The following is a 17,445-nucleotide window of genomic DNA, read 5'->3' as shown; positions in this document are numbered from 1 at the left end:
GCAGGCCGCTCAGGCGCGCGGCGTATCGGGCTCGACGACGTCGCCGCCGAGCAGGTGCACGCCTTCGCGCAGCTTCACGAACGCGGCCGCGACCGCTTCCGGCTCGCCCTTCACGCCGAGATCGATGTGACGGCGCGCATAGATGCCGCCGCGCTCCGCGTCGCCGACGCTCGGCAGGCTGAACACGCGCACGCCGGGGAAATCGCGCTCGATCTTCTCCATCAACGGCGTGAGCGTCGATTCCGGCAGTTCGAACACGTACAGCGAGCGCTCGGCATGCGGCGTCGCGTGATGCAGGTGCGCGTACTTCGTATCGAGCACCCATTCGATCATCGGCCACGCCATTACCGGGAAGCCCGGCACGAAGTGGAGATCGCCGACCGAGAAGCCGGGAATCCGGTTGTAGCCGTTCGGGATGATCGTCGCGCCGGCCGGGAACACGCCCATGTTGAAGCGATGCTGGTTTTCCGGCGACTCGAAGTCGACCGGCGTGGCCGGATCGGCATGCGTTTCGCGAATGCGTTCCGAAATCAGCGCCTTCGCTTCCGGATGCAGCTCGAGCGGCACGCCGAGCGCGGCGGCCGCGCACTGGCGCGTATGATCGTCCGGCGTCGCGCCGATCCCGCCCGTCGAGAACACGATGTCGCCCGATGCGATCGCGCGCGCGAGCGTCGCGGTGATGCGGGCCGGATCGTCGCCGACGTATTCGGCCCAGTCGAGCGCGAGGCCGCGCGCGCCGAGCAGCTCGATGACCTTCGCCAGATGCTTGTCCTGCCGGCGGCCCGAAAGGATTTCGTCGCCGATGATGATGATGCCGATGCTCATGCCTGCCCCATGTCGATTGCGGTGGCGCGCGCACTCGCGCGCAGGTCTTCCAGCGCGCGCAGGCAGTAGTGCCCGAACCACAGCGCCGAGAAGACGAGGATGAAAGCGTAAACCCAGATCATGGCGGCCGCGACGAACGGGAACAGCACCATCATCCAGACCGACGAGACCCACACGAAGGTCGGCACGGTGCCGAGCAGCCCGGTCGCGACGCCGATGCCGATCAGCGGCCAGCGGTGCCGGCGCACCAGCGCGCGGCGCTCGTCGCGGCTCGCATGCAGCGCGAGCGCGTCGTAGGTCATCACGCGGTACGTGAGCCAGCCCCAGATCACCGGCGGCAGCAGCGCGAAGAACGGCGGGATCAGCCACAGCGGGATCGTGACGACGAGCAGCACGACGCCGACGATCGCCGCGCCGAGCGAATTGACCACGCTGCCGAAGAAGGTGCCGCCCCGTTTCGCCTCGAGCGCCGCGAACTGGCGATTCGACAGGTGCTTGATCACGACCGGCATCGAGATCGTCGCGATCAGCAGCAGCACGGTCAGCACGATCAGCGGGATCGCGAGCGACACAACCACGAACGGCGCGACGACCGCATGCAGCTGCGACATGCCGATCGCATCGAACGCGCGATACAGCATGGTCGTCAGCACGAAGCCGTCGAGCGCGCCGCGCGCGAGATCCAGCAGCGTCTGCCACGAGAACCACAGCACGGCGCCCCACAGCAGCGCCGACACGACGAACGGCATCAGGGTGAGCCACAGCATGCGCGGGTGCAGCGCGCTGACGAGCGCCCGGACGAAGGAACGCAGCAAGTCGTTCATGCGAGCCTATGGAATCTGGATTGACGGAGAAAAACGGGGAAAGGATAAACCACGCGGCCCGCATGCGCCAAAGCGCATGCGGGCCGCGTGGAAAGGTCGTTCAACGGGAGAACGGCCGGATCGGGATCAGGCCGACGCCGCGCCGCGCTTGGCGGGGAACAGGCGCCGGAAGATCCGCACGAACGCCAGGCCGTGCTGCGACCAGAAGCCGTCGCCATAGGACACGCCCTCGACCTGCTCGCGGATGCCGGTCGGCTCGACCGTGCGGCTCCACGACGCGGTGCCGAACATCATGTCCCACCACGGGAACAGCACGCCGAAGTTGCAGCCGTACTTGGTGCCTTCGTGGCCATAGCCGACCGCATGGTGGCGGCGGTGGAAGATCGGGCTGACGAGCAGGCGCTCGCCGAGCCAGCCGAACGACAGCCGCGCATTCGTATGCTGGATGCTCTGCACGAAGTTCGTGACCGCGGTGAGCACGACGAACTGCGACGGCGTCACGCCGATCACGAGCGCGATCGCCGCGAAGAAGCACGACTGGAGCACGTCGTCGAGCAGATGGTTGCGGTCGTCGCACCACAGCGACATCTGGCGCTGGCTGTGATGGACCGCGTGCAGCTCCCACCAGACGCCGAACTTGTGTTGCCAGCGGTGATACCAGTAGCCGGCGAAATCGAGCACGACGAGGTAGATCGCGAACGCGACGATCGGCTGCGAGGTCACGCCCGGCCACAGATAGTCGAGGTTGACGTTCGCGACGCCGTGCAGGCGCAGCCACGCCTGGAAGTTGTCGAACACCGGCTGCAGCGCGAAGAAGAAGAACAGCGTGTAGATGCCGAGCTTCGAGATCGCCGTGTAGATCACGTCGACCCGCACCGCGCGGCGGTTCTTCCAGCGCTCGACCGGCAGCAGCGCCTCGAGCGGGCGCAGCAGCGCGAACATGAGCACCATCTGCAGCGCGCCGATGATCACCCAGTACAGCGCGTCGTAGGTGTCCTCGTCATAGTCCATCAGGTTGAACTTGAAGAGGAGCGGCTGCACGACGTCGACGTACAGCCAGGTCTGGATGTCCGACACGAACGCATCGATCAGGTGCAGCATCGTTCGCCTCCGCCCGTCACGCGCCGTTCGCCGCTCTCCACGGCGCGCGGTCGTAGAAGTAGATGCCGTGCGGCGAGCGGCCGACGGCGATCGTCTGCACCAGCTTGCGCGAGGCCAGGTCGATGATCCCGACCTTCTTCGCGAAACGGAACGTCACCCACAGCGTCTTCTTGTCGGCGGACAGCTCCATGTCGTCGGGGCCCGGCAGCAGGCCCGTGATGTCGCCGACGTTGGTGAGCGTGTTCTCGTCGATGATGCTGATCGTGTTCGCGACGCGGTTCGTCACGGCGACGTGCGTGCCGTCGGCGAGCGAGCGGAAGTTGTGCGCGCCCTTGCCCGTGTAGATCTGCTTGACGACCTTCTGGTTGCGCCAGTCGACGACCGCGACGTAATCCGCGCCGGTCATCCCGACGAGCAGGAATTTGTCGTCCGGCGTGAGCCACAGGCCGGCCGGCACCTTGCCGACCTTCATCTTCCATTTGACCGTCTGCGTGGGCAGGTCGATCGCCGCGATCTCGCCGGACACCTGCAGCGACACGAGCAGCGTCTTGCTGTCCTTCGTGAACGCGAGATGGCTCGGCATCACCGCGAGCGGCACGCGTTTCACGAGCTTCAGGTCGCGGCCGTCGTAGCCGTAGATGTCGACGCGGTCGAGCCGCAGGCCGGCCGCCGCGAACCACTTGCGGTCGGGCGAGAAACCGAGCTGGTAAGGATCGTCGATCCCTTCGACGGTGCGTTGCAGCTTGCCCGTCTTCGGATCGAGGAACATCAGGCTGTTCGAGACCGAATTTGCGACGATCAGCGACGCATTGTCGGGCGTCGCCATCAAATGGTGCGGTTCCTTGCCGGTCGGCATCGTGGAAACGACTTCGCGGGTCTGCTGGTCGATCAGGGAAAGCGTCGCTTCGGCCGAATTGAGGACGATCACGTTATTCGCGTGGGCGGCGGGCGCCAGGACGGCGGCGGCCAGCGCGAGCGTGCGGCCGAGGGAAAGGAAAGTGCGCATGAAGACTCACGTCGTGGAACAGCAGTCATTGTAGAACGTTCGGCGGGCCCCGCCGGTTGACCCATGCCGGCATTGCGCCGCTTTCGCGTCACCTCGCCGCAGGCCGCGACGGCCGGACGAGCCGCCGCGGCAGGCGCCTCGGGCAAAGGCCCTGGGCGGCCGCCCGCCCAGGGCCGGCCAACCGATGCAGCGCTAGCGCTGCATCGACTCCCAGACCTTGTGCAGACGCTTGACAGAGACCGGCATCGGCGTGCGCAGTTCCTGCGCGAACAGCGAAATCCGCAGTTCCTCGAGCAGCCAGCGGAATTCCGCGAGCCGCGCATCGGCGACGCCGCCGCGCTGCGACACCGCGCGCTGGTACTGCTGGGCAAGCGGCAGCAGGTCGGCCGACTGCTTCGCGTCGCGCGCCGGATCGGCCTTCAGCTTGTCGATGCGCAGCGCGATGCCCTTCAGGTAGCGCGGGAAGTGCGCAAGCTGCGCGTAAGGCGTGTCGATCACGAAGCGCTTGCCGACCAGCGCGGCCAGTTGCTGCTGCAGATCCGCATGGGCCTGCGCGAACGGCTTCGCCTGCGCGAGCTTCTTCACGAGGCCCGCGTATTCGGCCAGGATCTGCCCGACGAGCCGCGCGATTTCCTGCGCGAGCAGGTTCAGGCGGCTGCGGCCCTCGTCGCGGCGCGCGTGGAAACTCGCGTCGTCGTCGGGCAGCGGGTCCTGCAGGCACGCGCGGTCGAGCGCCGTGTCGATCAGCTGGTCGCGCAGCTCGTCCTGCGTGCCGAGCGACATGTACTGCATCGCCATCTCGCGCAGGCCCGGCAGGTTCTTTTCCAGGAACTTGATCGGCTCCTTCAGCTGCAGCGCGAACAGCCGCCGCAAGCCGGCCCGGTGGATGCGCGCGGCCTCCTCCGGCGAATCGAACACCTCGACGTCGCAATGCGTGCCGCGGTCGACAAGCGCCGGATAGCCGTACAGCGTCTGGCCGCGCCGGCGGATTTCCAGCAGCTCGGGCAGCTTGCCGAAATTCCACGTCGTCAGGTTCTCGTACAGCGCGGTTGCGCCGGTTTCCGCCGCGGTGGCCGTCTGCGGCGCCGCGCCCTTGCCCGGCTTGCCGCCCTTCGCCGCCGAACCCGACGCGGCAGCGGGCGCCGGCGTGTCGCCTGCGTCGCCCGCGCCGGCATCGGCGCCGCCGGTGGCGATCGTCGACGCCGCCGCGATCTTCTGGAACTGTTGCTGCGCCTGCGCGCCCAGTTCCTGGCGAAGCTGCGCGAGATTGCGCCCCATCGCAAGCTGGCGGCCGTGCTCGTCGATCACCTTGAAGTTCATGAACAGGTGCGCGGGCAGCGTCTCGAGCTTGAAGTCGGCCGTTTTCATCGCGACCTGGGTTTCGCCGCGCACGTCGGCGATCAGCGCCTCGACGAGCCCGCCGGCACCGAAGCGCTCGCGGCCCATCCGCTCGACGAAGCCGGCCGCGTACTCGGGCAGCGGCACGCAGTGCCGGCGCAGCTTCTGCGGCAGCGACTTCAGGAGCAGTTGCACCTTCTCCTTCAGCATCCCCGGCACGAGCCACTCGCAGCGGCGCGCGTCGACCTGGTTCAGCGCGTAGAGCGGCACCGCGAGCGTCACGCCGTCGCGCGGCGTGCCCGGCTCGAAGTGATACGTGAGCGCCATCTCGACGCCGGCCATCGTCGCGCGCTTCGGGAACAGGTCGGTCGTCACGCCGGCCGCCTCGTGGCGCATCAGGTCGTCGCGCGACAGGTACAGCAGCCGCTGCTTGTCGTCCGCCTGGCCGCCCTTCTTCACCTCGTCGCGATACCAGCGCTCGAACGCGGCGCCCGTGTGGATGCCTTCCGGAATCGCCTGGTCGTAGTACGCGTAGATCAGCTCGTCGTCGACCAGCACGTCCTGCCGGCGCGACTTGTGCTCGAGCTGCTCGATGTCGGCGAGCAGCTTGCGGTTGTGCGCGAAGAACGGCAGCTTCGTGTCGAATTCGCCTTCGACCAGCGCGCCGCGGATGAACAGCTCGCGGGCGCGCGCCGGGTCCTGCTTGCCGAACGCGACGCGCCGCCGGTGGTAGATCGGCAGCCCGTACAGCGTCGCGCGCTCGAATGCGCTGACCTGCGCGGGACGCTTCTCCCAGTGCGGCTCCGACAGTGATTTCTTCAGCAGGTGCGCGCCGATCTTCTCCACCCACTCGGGCTCGATCTTCGCGAGGCAGCGCGCGTACAGCCGGCTCGTCTCGACCAGCTCGGCCGCCATCACCCAGCGGCCGGCCTTCTTCGCGAGCGCGGAGCCCGGCCACAGGTAGAACTTGATCCCGCGCGCGCCGAGGTAATGCGGATCGTCGTCGGCCTTCATCCCGAGGTTGCCGAGCAGGCCCGTCAACAGGGCCAGATGAATCTGCTCGTAGGTGGCCTCGACTTCGTTGAGCCGCCAGCCGTGCTCGCGCACGACCGTCAGCAACTGCGAATGAACATCGCGCCATTCGCGCAGCCGCAGGTGCGACAGGAAGTTCTGCCGGCACGCGTCGATCAGCTGGCGATTCGACTTCTTGTGCGCGACGGCCTCTTCGAACCACGCCCAGATCTTCAGCCACTGCAGGAATTCGGAGCGCTCGTCGGCGAACCGGCGATGCGCCTGGTCGGCCTGCTCCTGCGCTTCGATCGGGCGGTCGCGCGGGTCCTGCACGGACAGCGCGCTCGCGATGATCAGCACCTCGCGCAGCGACTGCTGGTCGCGCGCGGCTAGAATCATCCGGCCGACGCGCGGGTCGAGCGGCAACCGTGCGAGTTCGCGGCCGAGCGGCGTCAGCGCGTTGTCGTCGTCGACCGCGCCGAGTTCGTTGAGCAACTGGTAGCCGTCCGCGATCGCGCGGCCGGGCGGCGGCTCGAGGAACGGGAACGATTCGATCGCCGTCAAGTGCAGCGACTTCATCCGCAGAATCACCGACGCGAGCGACGAGCGCAGGATTTCCGGGTCGGTGAAGCGTGCGCGCGCCTGATAGTCGCTTTCCTCGTACAAGCGGATGCACACGCCGTCGGCCACGCGGCCGCAGCGGCCCGCGCGCTGATTCGCGGCGGCCTGCGAGATCGACTCGACCTGCAGCTGCTCGACCTTGTTCCGGTACGAATAGCGCTTCACGCGCGCGAGGCCGGTGTCGACCACGTAGCGGATGCCCGGCACCGTCAGCGAGGTTTCGGCCACGTTGGTCGCGAGCACGATGCGGCGCGCGTTCGACGCCTTGAACACCTTGTCCTGGTCGGCCGCCGACAGCCGCGCGAACAGCGGCAGGATCTCGGTGTGCGGCGGATGGTGCTTGCGCAGCGCCTCGGCCGCCTCGCGGATCTCGCGCTCGCCGGGCAGGAACACCAGCACGTCGCCGGGGCCCTCGCGGCACAGCTCGTCGACCGCGTCGACGATCGCGTCCATCAGGTCGCGCTCGGCTTCGCGCGCGGTCTTCACGCGATCGCGGCCGCCCGTGCCTTCGGCGTTCTTGACCGCCGGGCGATCCTCGGCCACCGGGCGGTAGCGCATCTCGACCGGATACAGCCGCCCGCTCACCTCGATCACGGGTGCCGGACGTTCGTCGGTGCCGAAATGGCGCGCGAAGCGGTCGGCGTCGATCGTCGCGGACGTGACGATCAGTTTCAGGTCCGGCCGCCGCGGCAGGATTTCCTTCAGGTAGCCGAGCAGGAAGTCGATGTTCAGGCTGCGCTCGTGCGCCTCGTCGATGATCAGCGTGTCGTACGCCTTCAGCAGCGGATCGGTCTGTGTCTCGGCGAGCAGGATGCCGTCCGTCATCAGCTTGACGGACGCGCCCGGCGCGAGGTTGTCGGTGAAGCGCACCTTGTAGCCGACCACCTCGCCGAACGGCGTGCCGAGTTCCTCGGCGATGCGGCGGCCGGTCGACGATGCGGCCAGGCGCCGCGGCTGCGTATGGCCGATCAGGCCCGTGCCGCCGGCGCCGAGGCCGCGGCCGAGATCGAGACAGATCTTCGGCAACTGCGTGGTCTTGCCCGAGCCGGTTTCGCCGCAGACGATGACAACCTGATGACCGGCGATCGCGCGCGCGATTTCGTCGCGCTTGCCCGACACGGGCAGGCTTTCGGGGTACGTGATCGGCGGGACGGGATTCGGTGCCACCGCGGCACGCGGCGCACGTTCGCGGCGCGGGGCGCGCTCGCCCGTTGCCGGCGGCGCGCCCTTCGCGGCCGGCTGGCGCGCGTCGCCGCGCCGTTCGTCATTGCGCGGCCCGCGCGGCGCGGGTGCCGGCTTGCCCGCCGGCGTGCCCTGCTGCTGGCGCGGCGGCTGGCCCTGCTGCTCGCGCGCATCGGCCGCACCATCCGGGTGCTTCGCCGACGGCGTATTGGCCCGCGTCGGCGCGGGACTTTTAGAAACATTCGACATGGGGGCGCATTATAATCCCGCCCATGAATTCCCAAACCGACCTCCCTCCCGCCCAGACCGGCGCCGCGACGCCGCCGGCCGCCGACGATTCGGCCGCCAGCCACGCGCAGTTCGTCGACTGGATGCGCTCCGTCGCGCCCTATATCCACAAGTTCCGCAACAGCACGTTCGTCGTGGGGTTCGGCGGCGAGGTGGTGCAGCAGGGTCTGCTGAATGCGCTCGTCTCCGACATCGCGCTGTTGCAGGCGATGGGCATCCAGATCGTGCTGGTGCACGGCTCGCGCCCGCAGGTCGAGGAGCAGCTGAGCCTGCACGGTGTCGAATCCGAGTTTTCGCACGGGCTGCGCATCACCGATGCGCGCGCGCTCGAATCGGCGAAGGAAGCGGCCGGCGAAGTGCGTCTGGACATCGAGGCCGCGATCAGCCAGGGTCTGCCGAACTCGCCGATGGCGCACGCGCACATCAGCGTCGTGTCCGGCAACTTCGTGACCGCGCGGCCGGTGGGGATTCTCGACGGGGTCGATTTCGCGCACACGGGCATCGTGCGCAAGATCGACGCCGAATCGATCCGTCATTCGCTCGCGAGCCGCAAGCTCGTGCTGCTGTCGCCGCTCGGTTTCTCGCCGACCGGCGAGGCCTTCAACCTGTCGATGGAAGACGTGGCGTCGGCGGCCGCGATCGCGCTGCGCGCCGACAAGATCATCTTCCTGACCGACGGGCCCGGCATCGTCGACGACGAAGGCGAGCTGGTGCGCGAAATGTCGCTCGACGCGGCGGCCGAGCTGCTCGATTCCGGCAACATCCAGGGCGACGACGCGTTCTTCCTGAAGCACTCGATCCGCGCATGCCGCGGCGGCGTGACGCGTGCCCACCTGATCCCGCAGTCGCTCGACGGCAGCATGCTGCTCGAACTGTTCCTGCACGACGGCGTCGGCACGATGATCTCGTACGAGAACCTCGAAAGCCTGCGCGAGGCGACGCCGGACGACGTCGGCGGCATCCTGTCGCTGATCGAGCCGCTCGAGTCCGACGGCACGCTCGTGCGGCGCGGCCGCCACCAGATCGAACGCGACATCGACCACTTCTCGGTGATCGAGCACGATGGCGTGCTGTTCGGCTGCGCGGCGCTGTACCCGTACCAGCAGGAGAAGATCGGCGAGATGGCGTGCCTGACGGTCGCGCCGGAAGCGCAGGGCTCGGGCGACGGCGAACGCCTGCTCAAGCGCATCGAGCAGCGCGCCCGCGCGCGTGGCCTCACGCACATCTTCGTGCTCACGACGCGCACCGAGCACTGGTTCCTCAAGCGCGGCTTCGTCAAGGTCAGCGTCGACGACCTGCCGGAAGACCGTCGCAAACTCTATAACTGGCAGCGCAAGTCGCTCGTGCTGATGAAGCAGCTCTGAGCGCAGGCACGACTGCCCTTCCCCCCAGACACCGATTACAGGAGAAGTACACGATGGCTCGAATGATTCAATGCGCGAAGCTCGGCAAGGAAGCCGAAGGCCTCGATTTCCCGCCGCTGCCGGGCGAACTCGGCAAGCGCATTTACGAGAGCGTCTCGAAGGAAGCGTGGCAAGGCTGGCTCAAGCAGCAAACGATGCTGATCAACGAAAACCGCCTGAACATGGCCGACCCGCGTGCGCGCCAGTACCTGATGAAGCAGACGGAGAAGTACTTCTTCGGCGACGGCGCCGACCAGGCGTCCGGCTACGTGCCGCCGACGGAAGGCTGAAGCGACGCTCGACTCGCGACGGCCGGCAGCGCCGATCTCGTCGTGACTTGAAGCAAACGCCCGAACGGCACCGTGGATCGCACGGTGCCGTTTGCTTTTGGGACGCGTGATCCGGTGCGAGCCGACGCCGCGCGACGCACGCTCGGTGCGGCGCGCGAGGCCGACGGAGCGCCGAATCACCGAATCGCCGCATCGCCAGCGTGCCGAATCACGCCGAGCCTCCCCGGCTCACCCCGCCGGTTTCAACGTGCCGCGATCGTCCGGCTGCGCCGGCTCGCCGACCGGACGATCGGCGCTCGCGCCTTCGGTGCCCCACTCGGCCGCATCGCCACGCTCGGCGCTCGACAGCTCGTCGGCGCGATATCCGGTGCGATTGAGTAGCGCCAGCATGCACGCCAGCGACACGAGCGCGTACAGCCCCGACGCGATCGCGACGCCGACGATGCTGCCGGTCGCATTGAGGATCGCCTGCGCGAGCACCGGCGTGCCGCCGCCGACGACCAGCGCGCTCAACTGATACGCGAGCGACAGGCCCGTATAGCGGATGTTGGCCGGAAACACGCGTGCGAGCACGCCGCCGACCGCGCCGTAGAACATCGCCGACGGAATCGTCGAAATGCACATGCCCGCGACGGCAACCCAGTACGAACGCGTCGCGAGCGCATGGAACATCACGGGCATCAGCACGATTTCCGGGATCAGGATCCAGCACATCGCGCGCCGCATGTCGACCTTCGACACGAACCACGCGCCGACCGGCTGCATCAGGAATTGCACGACGAGCGAGATCGACAGGATGCCGAGGAACGTGCCCTGCGCGTAGCCGAGCTCCTTGGTCGCCCACGACAGCGCGAACGTGCTGCGGAAATACGTGACGTTGATCACCGGCAGCGTGCCGGCCGCGAGCAGCACGACGACCCAGTGGTCGCGCACGACGTCGCGCAGCGGCAGCTTCACCGTGCGCTTGCGCGCGAGCACGCGCTGCATGTCGACCGACTCCTCGAGCCTCAGCCGGATCACCATGCCGATGATCACGAGCACGGCCGACAGCAGGAACGGAATGCGCCAGCCCCACATCAGGAACGACGGGGTCGGCAACGTGCTCAGCGCGAAGAATGCCGCCGTGGCCAGCAGGTTGCCGGTGGGCGAGCCTTGCTGCGCGAACGCCGCATACAGGATGCTGCGATGCTTCGGTGCATTCTCGCTCGCGATCAGCACCGCGCCGCCCCACTCGCCGCCGACCGCGATGCCCTGCAGCACGCGCAGCACGACGAGGCCCGCGGGCGCCCAGACGCCGATCGACGCGTAACCGGGCAGCAGGCCGATGCCGGTCGTCGCGAGCCCCATCATCACCAGCGTGATGACGAGCGCGGTCTTGCGGCCGACGCGATCGCCGAGATGGCCGAACACGATCCCGCCGAGCGGCCGAGCGGCGAAGCCGGCCCAGAACGTGACGAACGCGAGCAGCGTCGCGACGCCGGGGTCCATCGTGCTCGAAAAGAACACCTTGCCGAACACGAGCGCCGCGGCCGTGCCGTAGATGTAGAAGTCGTACCACTCGATCGTGGTGCCGACGAACGCCGCGAGGGCGGCGCGGCCGGGCCGCGGCTGCGCGGTGGGTGGGGATTGCGGACGGCTCATCGATGTCTCCATGTTTGTGATCGGCGGCGCGACTGTCGCGCGCGTTGCCGGATGGCCGGCCTTGCGCCGCCGGCTGGCGGGGTTGCGCTACGTTGCGTTGACTGGCGTCGGTGTTGATGTTGCAATCGGTCGGTTCTGGACGACGCTCGTCTGCGGATGCCCTCGCCCGTCACGTCTCGTCCGGCGCGACCTTCAGCACGCCGGCGTCGAGCAGTCGTTGCTGAAGCGCGCGATCGACGCCGAGCCGATCGAGCACCGCGCGCGTGTCGCGGCCGAGCGCGGGCGGCGCCGAACGGTAGGTGGCCGGCGTGCGCGACAGCTTCACCGGCGACGCGGTGCCGCGATACGCGCCGATCTCGACGAACAGGTTGCGATGCAGCGCATGCGGATCATGCGCGACGTCGGCCACCGTGCGCACCGGCCCGCACGGCACGCCGGCCGCCATCAGGTCGCGCGCGAGCGGCTCGCATGCGTGCGCGACGAGCCGCGCTTCCAGCTCGGCCTTCAGCTCGGGCCGGTGCGCGCAGCGGCTGCGGTTGTCGACGAAGCGCGGATCGGCGGCGAGCGTCGGCGCGCCGAGATGCGCGACCAATCGCGCGAACTGCCGGTCGTTGCCCACCGCGAGGAAAATCGGCACGGTCGCCGTGCGGTAGCTGTCGTACGGCGCGATGTTCGGATGCGCGTTGCCGCTGCGTTCCGGCACGCGGCCCGACCCGAAGAAATTCGGCAGGTGCGGATGCAGCAGCGACACGCCACAGTCGTACAGCGCGACGTCGATCGACTGCCCGCGCCCGCTCTTCTCGCGCTCCGCGAGCGCCAGCAGGATGCCGGCGAGCGCGTTGAGCCCCGTGACCATGTCGACGATCGGCAAGCCGATGCGGGTCGCGTCGCCGTCGCGTTCGCCGTTGACGCTCATCAGCCCGGCCATCGCCTGGATCACCGCGTCATAGCCCGGCAGCCCGCCGAGCGGACCGTCGTCGCCGAAGCCCGTCACCGCGCAGTGGATCAGGCGCGGGAAGCGCGGCTGCAGGTCGCGTGCGTAGTCCATCCCCCAGCGCGCGAGCGTGCCCGGCTTGAAATTCTCGACGAGCACGTCCGCTTCTTCGAGCAGGCGCCACAGGATCGCGCGCCCTTCGTCGTGCGACAGGTCGAGCGCCAACCCTTCCTTGTTGCGGTTCACGCCCATGAAGTACCACGCCGTGTCGCCGAGGAACGGCGGCCCCCAGCCGCGCGTCTCGTCGCCGGCGGGCGGCTCGATCTTGACCACCGTCGCACCGTGGTCGGCGAGCGCCTGCGTGCAGTACGGGCCACCGAGCACCCGGCTCAGGTCGACGACCTTCAGGCCGTCCAGTGCGCCGCGCGTCGTGTTCGCCGTCGTCGTGCTCATCGCTCGACCTCCGGCAGCAGGTCGAGTGCCATGTCGAGCGCGACCGGCAGGCCGCGCAGCAGCGCGTCGGACGCGGTCGATTCGTCGTCGCGCGGGGCCGGCGCGAGCGGATCGATCGGCAACAGCTTGTAGCGCAGGATCAGGTGCGCGAGCGCGAGACGCCGGAAATCCGGCGCGAGCCGCGCGCCCTCGCAAGCCATCAGCACGGCCGCGCTCGCGTAGTACAGCGCGGACGCGGCCTGCCGCACGCGCGCGTCGTCGCCTTCCCCGGCCACCCTCGCAAGCGCATCGCACGCCCGCGCAAGAATGCGCCGCAACGCCGTGCGGCTCGCCTCGGGCAGCGGTGCCGCGCCCAGGCGATCGCCAAGGAACGTGCGCAGCGCGTCGAGCGCATGCTCGCGCTGCGCGGCGCGCGCGACGTCGAGTGCGACGATGTTGCTCGTGCCTTCCCAGATCGAACCGAGGTGTGCGTCGCGCACGAGCCGCGCATCGCTCCATTCCTCGATATAGCCGGTGCCGCCGCGCACTTCCATCGCGTCGCCCGTCACGCGGCGCGCGTCGCGGCAGGCGCGGAACTTGATCAGCGGCGTCAGGATCCGCACGCAGCGCGCGGCCTGCTCGTCGCCCGCGTCGGCCTGCGGCAGCAGCAGCGCGATCTGCATGAACATCGCGCGCGCGGCCTCGGCCGGCAGCAGCATCTTCATCAACTGGCGCTGCATCAGCGGCATCTCGATCAGCTTGCGGCCGAACGCCTCGCGATGCGCGGCGACGTGCAGCGCTTCGTTCAGCGCGCGCCGCATCAGCCCCGCCGCGCGCACGCCGTTCGACAGCCGCGACATGTTGATCATGTCGGCCATCTGGTGAAAGCCGCGGCCGATCTCGCCGATCAGGTACGCCTGCGCGCCTTCGAGCGCGATCTCGCCGCTGGCCATCGAACGACTGCCGAGCTTGTCCTTCAGGCGCACGATCCGGTAGCGGTTGCGCGTGCCGTCCGGCAGCGTCTTCGGCAGCAGGAACAGCGCGAGGCCCTTGATGCCGTCCGGCGCGCCGTCGGGCCGTGCGAGCACCATCGCGAGATCGGCGTCCGCGTTCGAGCAGAACCACTTGTCGCCGGTCAGGCGCCAGACGGGCTCGCCGTGCGCGTCGGTTTCGCAGGTCGCGCGCGTCGCGATATGGCCGACGTCGGAGCCGGCCGCCTGCTCGGTCATGAACATCGCGCCCTGGTACAGCGTGTCGAAGTCGCGCGATGCGAGCCTCGGCAGGTAGCGCGCGACCAGCGCGGGATCGCCGAAGCGGCGCAGCGTGCGCGTCAGCGAATCGGTCATGCTGACCGGGCAGCACAGCCCGAATTCCGCCTGCACGAACAGGAACGTCAGCGCGTACTTGACGAGCGGCGGCACGGTTTCGGCGCCGTGGCTCAGTGATGCCAGCCCGAGCTCTGCATACGCGACACGTTCGAGCGCGACGTACGCCGGGTCCTTGTCGATCCGCTGCACGGCCTCGCCGCGCCGGTTGCGGTGCTCGAGCACGGGCGGATGCTTGTCCGCGCGCGACGCCCATTCGTCGAGTTCGCCCGACACACGCGCGCCGAGCGCGCGCAGCCGCGGCTCGAGTTCGGCATAGTGTGTCTCGCCGAGATGCAGCTTCAGCAACGCACCGAGATCCGGATCGACGGTGAAGAAATTGATGCCCCGGGTATCGGGGATATTGGATGCGCCGGTGTCCGGCGTGCGAGCGGTGTCGTTCATGCGTGCGTCTCCTGGGTTGCCGGTGCAGCGGCCGGACTGCGCGCCGCAGCGCCCGGCCGGTCTGGTATCGAGCCTCCCGCAGAGCGTAGGCGCGCGATCGATAAGCGTCCAATACAGGATTTGTCCGGTACGATAGACATCGCTTATCGATGCCGACGCCGGGAGGAGACACCGTGGAACTGAGGCAGTTGCGCTACTTCGTGGCGGTCGCCGAGGAGCTGCATTTCGGGCGCGCGGCGAAGCGCCTGTTCATCTCGCAGCCGGCGCTGAGTTTCGACATCCGCAAGTTCGAGGACGCGCTCGGCGTGCAGCTGTTCTCGCGCACCAACAAGACGGTCGCGCTGACCAACGCGGGCGAGGTACTGCTCGGCGAAGCGCGCCGGCTGCTGCTGCAGGCGAACGAAGCCGAGCGCCTGACGGTGCGCTCCGCGTCGGGGCTCGCCGGCCGGCTGCGGATCGGCTTCGTCCATTCGATGCTGTATCGCGGGCTGCCCGACGCCGTGCGGCGCTTCGAGGCCGACTATCCGGGCGTCGAGGTCGTGCTGAGCGAGATGAACACGCACGCGCAGGTGCAGGCGATCCAGCGCGGCCAGATCGATCTCGGCTATGCGCACTGGGGCCGCTTCCCGCCCGAGGTCGAATCGGTGCCCGTCTATGCGGAGCCGTTCGTGTGCTGCCTGCCGGCCGCGCATCCGCTCGCGCGGCGCAGGCAGGTCGCGCTCGCCACGCTGGCCGCGGAACCGTTCATCCTGTTTCCGCGCGACGCCGCGCCGCACTATCACGACCTGATCATCGCGCAGTGCGTGAACGCGGGATTCAGTCCGCTGATCCGCCACGAGGCTCGGCTGTGGCAGACGATCCTGTCGATGATCGAGTTCGGAATGGGCATCGCGCTGGTGCCGCGCGTGCTGCAGCAGGCGAAAAGCGACCGGCTCGCGTTCCTGCCGCTGAAGGATGCGTCGCTCGAATCGCGCACGCTCGCGCTGAAACGCAGCGGCACCGCCGAACCGGTAGCGCTGCGCTTTGCCGGCTACGTGCGTGCGTCGATCAACGCGCTGCCTGCGCTGGCGGGCTGAGCGCGCGGCTCGCGATCCGGTGCTTGCGGCTATTTGAAAAAATTTGCAGAAAGGGCTTTACGAGCCCCAAAATCTCTGACATAATTTGATTCTTCTTTGGGCGGTTAGCTCAGCGGTAGAGCACTGCCTTCACACGGCAGGGGTCACTGGTTCGATCCCAGTACCGCCCACCAAAGAATTCAAGGGCCTGCGTCTCACGACGCAGGCCCTTTTCGTTTTGGCGTCGCGCGTGCCCTGCGCGACGCGGGCGCCACGTCATTCGACGCTCGCGTCCGCACGCAGCTACCGGCTTACCGCGCGCGCGCCACCCGCTCCGCCGTCGCGTCGAACGCGCGCTTCGCCTTGTCGACGATCTCGTCGACCTCCGCCTCGCGAATCACGAGCGGCGGCGACAGCAGCATCCGGTCGCCGGTCGCGCGCATGATCAGGTTGCCGTTGAAGCAGAAGTCGCGGCAGAGCGTGCCGATATCGACGTCCGCGCCGAAGCGCTCGCGCCGCCCCCGGTCGCGCGCCAATTGAACACCGGCGACCAGCCCCGCCCCCGCAATCTCCCCGACGATCGGATGGTCGCCCAGCACGTCACGCAGCCGACGCTGGAAATACGGCCCGATGTCGGTCTTCACGCGCGCGACGATGCCTTCGTCGCGCAGCAGCTTCAGGTTGGCGACCGCGACGGCCGCCGCCACCGGATGGCCCGAGTACGTGAGGCCGTGATTGAATTCGCCGTTGTCGATGATCGGGCGCGCGACGCGCTCGTGAATGCCCACGGCGCCCATCGGCACGTAGCCCGACGTGAGGCCCTTGGCCATCGTGATCAGGTCCGGCTCGAAGCCGAAGTGCTGGTGCGCGAACCATTCGCCGGTACGGCCGAAGCCGCCGATCACTTCGTCGGCGACCAGCAGGATGTCGTACTTGCGGCAGATCCGCTGGATCTCCGGCCAGTACGTCGACGGCGGGAAGATCACGCCGCCCGCGCCCTGGAACGGTTCGCCGATGAACGCCGCGACGTTCTCCGCGCCGAGTTCGAGGATCTTCGCTTCGAGCTGCTGCGCACGCGCGAGGCCGAACGCTTCGGGCGTCTCGCCTGCTTGCGCTTCGCCGAAGAAATACGGCTGGTCGATGTGCACGATGTGCTCGACCTTCGACGGCATCTGCTCGTGCATGTAGCCCATCCCGCCGAGCGTGCCGCCCGCGATCGTCGAGCCGTGATAGCCGTTCTTGCGCGAGATCACGTACTTCTTCTGCGGCTGGCCCTGCACGCGCCAGTATTGATGCACGAGTCGCAGCACGGTGTCGTTGCCTTCCGAGCCGCTGTTGCAATAGAAGAAGTGGTTGAAGCCGGCGGGCGTGACTTCCGCGAGCATCGCGGAAAGCTCGATCACCGGCGGGTGCGTGGTCTTGAAGAACGTGTTGTAGAACGGCAGTTCCTGGATCTGGCGATACGCGGCGTCGGCGAGCTCCTTGCGGCCGTAGCCGACGTTCACGCACCAGAGGCCGGCCATCCCGTCGATCACCTTGTTGCCGTCCGAGTCCCACAGATAGACGCCGTCGGCCTTCACGATCACGCGGCTGCCGGCGCGATTGAGCGCGCCCATGTCGGAGAACGGGTGAATGTGGTGCGCGGCGTCGAGCGCGCGAAAATCGGCGGTCGAGCGCGGCGGAAAAGCTTCGTTTCGATCGGTCATGTTTTCTCCGTCAAACAGC

The 17,445-nt window shown here is 68.3% G+C and carries 12 protein-coding genes and 1 tRNA gene; 4 read left to right on the top strand and 9 right to left on the bottom strand.

The genetic code is table 11. The annotated features are described in order from the left end of the window. Window positions 1-9 precede the first annotated feature (9 nt). The 5 genes from HWX07_RS17715 to hrpA form a co-directional block, all read right to left on the bottom strand. A complete protein-coding gene (locus HWX07_RS17715) occupies window positions 10-825 on the bottom strand; it encodes a molybdopterin-binding protein (RefSeq protein ID WP_175877153.1) in 816 nt (271 codons plus the stop codon). Then, window positions 822-1,649, bottom strand: a complete 828-nt coding sequence (locus HWX07_RS17710) for an EI24 domain-containing protein (protein WP_175877152.1) — start codon at window positions 1,647-1,649, stop codon at window positions 822-824. The genes HWX07_RS17715 and HWX07_RS17710 overlap by 4 nt, the downstream gene beginning before the upstream one ends. A gap of 126 nt (window positions 1,650-1,775) precedes the next feature. Next, window positions 1,776-2,750, bottom strand: a complete 975-nt coding sequence (locus tag HWX07_RS17705; protein WP_023477463.1) for a sterol desaturase family protein — start codon at window positions 2,748-2,750, stop codon at window positions 1,776-1,778. Window positions 2,751-2,766: 16 nt separating this feature from the next. Beyond that, complete coding sequence (locus HWX07_RS17700) at window positions 2,767-3,756, bottom strand: beta-propeller fold lactonase family protein (protein ID WP_006478360.1); 990 nt, start codon at window positions 3,754-3,756, stop codon at window positions 2,767-2,769. A gap of 192 nt (window positions 3,757-3,948) precedes the next feature. Continuing rightward, window positions 3,949-8,157, bottom strand: a complete 4,209-nt coding sequence (hrpA, locus tag HWX07_RS17695; protein ID WP_175877151.1) for an ATP-dependent RNA helicase HrpA — start codon at window positions 8,155-8,157, stop codon at window positions 3,949-3,951. Window positions 8,158-8,180: 23 nt separating this feature from the next. Here hrpA and argA point away from each other — a divergent pair, with 23 nt between their 5' ends. Then, window positions 8,181-9,560 carry an amino-acid N-acetyltransferase gene (gene argA, locus HWX07_RS17690; protein WP_006497806.1) on the top strand — a complete coding sequence of 460 codons (1,380 nt, stop codon included), beginning with the start codon at window positions 8,181-8,183 and terminating at the stop codon, window positions 9,558-9,560. Window positions 9,561-9,613: 53 nt separating this feature from the next. Further along, complete coding sequence (locus tag HWX07_RS17685) at window positions 9,614-9,889, top strand: oxidative damage protection protein (RefSeq protein WP_006478357.1); 276 nt, start codon at window positions 9,614-9,616, stop codon at window positions 9,887-9,889. A 228-nt stretch (window positions 9,890-10,117) separates the two neighbouring features. Here the strand turns inward: HWX07_RS17685 and HWX07_RS17680 are convergent, their stop codons facing one another. The 3 genes from HWX07_RS17680 to HWX07_RS17670 all read right to left on the bottom strand — a co-directional run bounded on the left by HWX07_RS17680 (window position 10,118) and on the right by HWX07_RS17670 (window position 14,665). Then, on the bottom strand, window positions 10,118-11,530 hold the full coding sequence (locus HWX07_RS17680; protein ID WP_175877150.1) for an MFS transporter: 1,413 nt from the start codon (window positions 11,528-11,530) through the stop codon (window positions 10,118-10,120). Window positions 11,531-11,699: 169 nt separating this feature from the next. Beyond that, the gene (locus HWX07_RS17675) at window positions 11,700-12,917 is read right to left on the bottom strand and encodes a CoA transferase (RefSeq protein WP_175877149.1); all 1,218 of its coding nucleotides are present in this window, start codon (window positions 12,915-12,917) and stop codon (window positions 11,700-11,702) included. Continuing rightward, window positions 12,914-14,665 carry an acyl-CoA dehydrogenase family protein gene (locus HWX07_RS17670; protein ID WP_175877148.1) on the bottom strand — a complete coding sequence of 584 codons (1,752 nt, stop codon included), beginning with the start codon at window positions 14,663-14,665 and terminating at the stop codon, window positions 12,914-12,916. Before HWX07_RS17670 ends, HWX07_RS17675 begins: the two co-directional genes overlap by 4 nt. Window positions 14,666-14,838: 173 nt before the next feature. Between HWX07_RS17670 and HWX07_RS17665 the strand changes: the two genes are divergently transcribed. Then, window positions 14,839-15,741 carry a LysR family transcriptional regulator gene (locus tag HWX07_RS17665; protein ID WP_175877147.1) on the top strand — a complete coding sequence of 301 codons (903 nt, stop codon included), beginning with the start codon at window positions 14,839-14,841 and terminating at the stop codon, window positions 15,739-15,741. 98 nt (window positions 15,742-15,839) lie between these two features. Further along, window positions 15,840-15,914 (top strand) — tRNA-Val (locus HWX07_RS17660). A gap of 117 nt (window positions 15,915-16,031) precedes the next feature. On the opposite strand, the gene HWX07_RS17655 is transcribed toward HWX07_RS17660, so the two are convergent. Beyond that, window positions 16,032-17,426 carry an aspartate aminotransferase family protein gene (locus HWX07_RS17655; RefSeq protein ID WP_175877146.1) on the bottom strand — a complete coding sequence of 465 codons (1,395 nt, stop codon included), beginning with the start codon at window positions 17,424-17,426 and terminating at the stop codon, window positions 16,032-16,034. Window positions 17,427-17,445 lie beyond the last annotated feature (19 nt).

It is taken from the genome of Burkholderia sp. BCC0097 (assembly GCF_902832985.1).
Lineage (GTDB): Bacteria > Pseudomonadota > Gammaproteobacteria > Burkholderiales > Burkholderiaceae > Burkholderia > Burkholderia orbicola.
The sequence above is the reverse complement of the archived record's forward strand: the minus strand, read 5'-3'. Positions and strand labels throughout refer to the sequence as shown.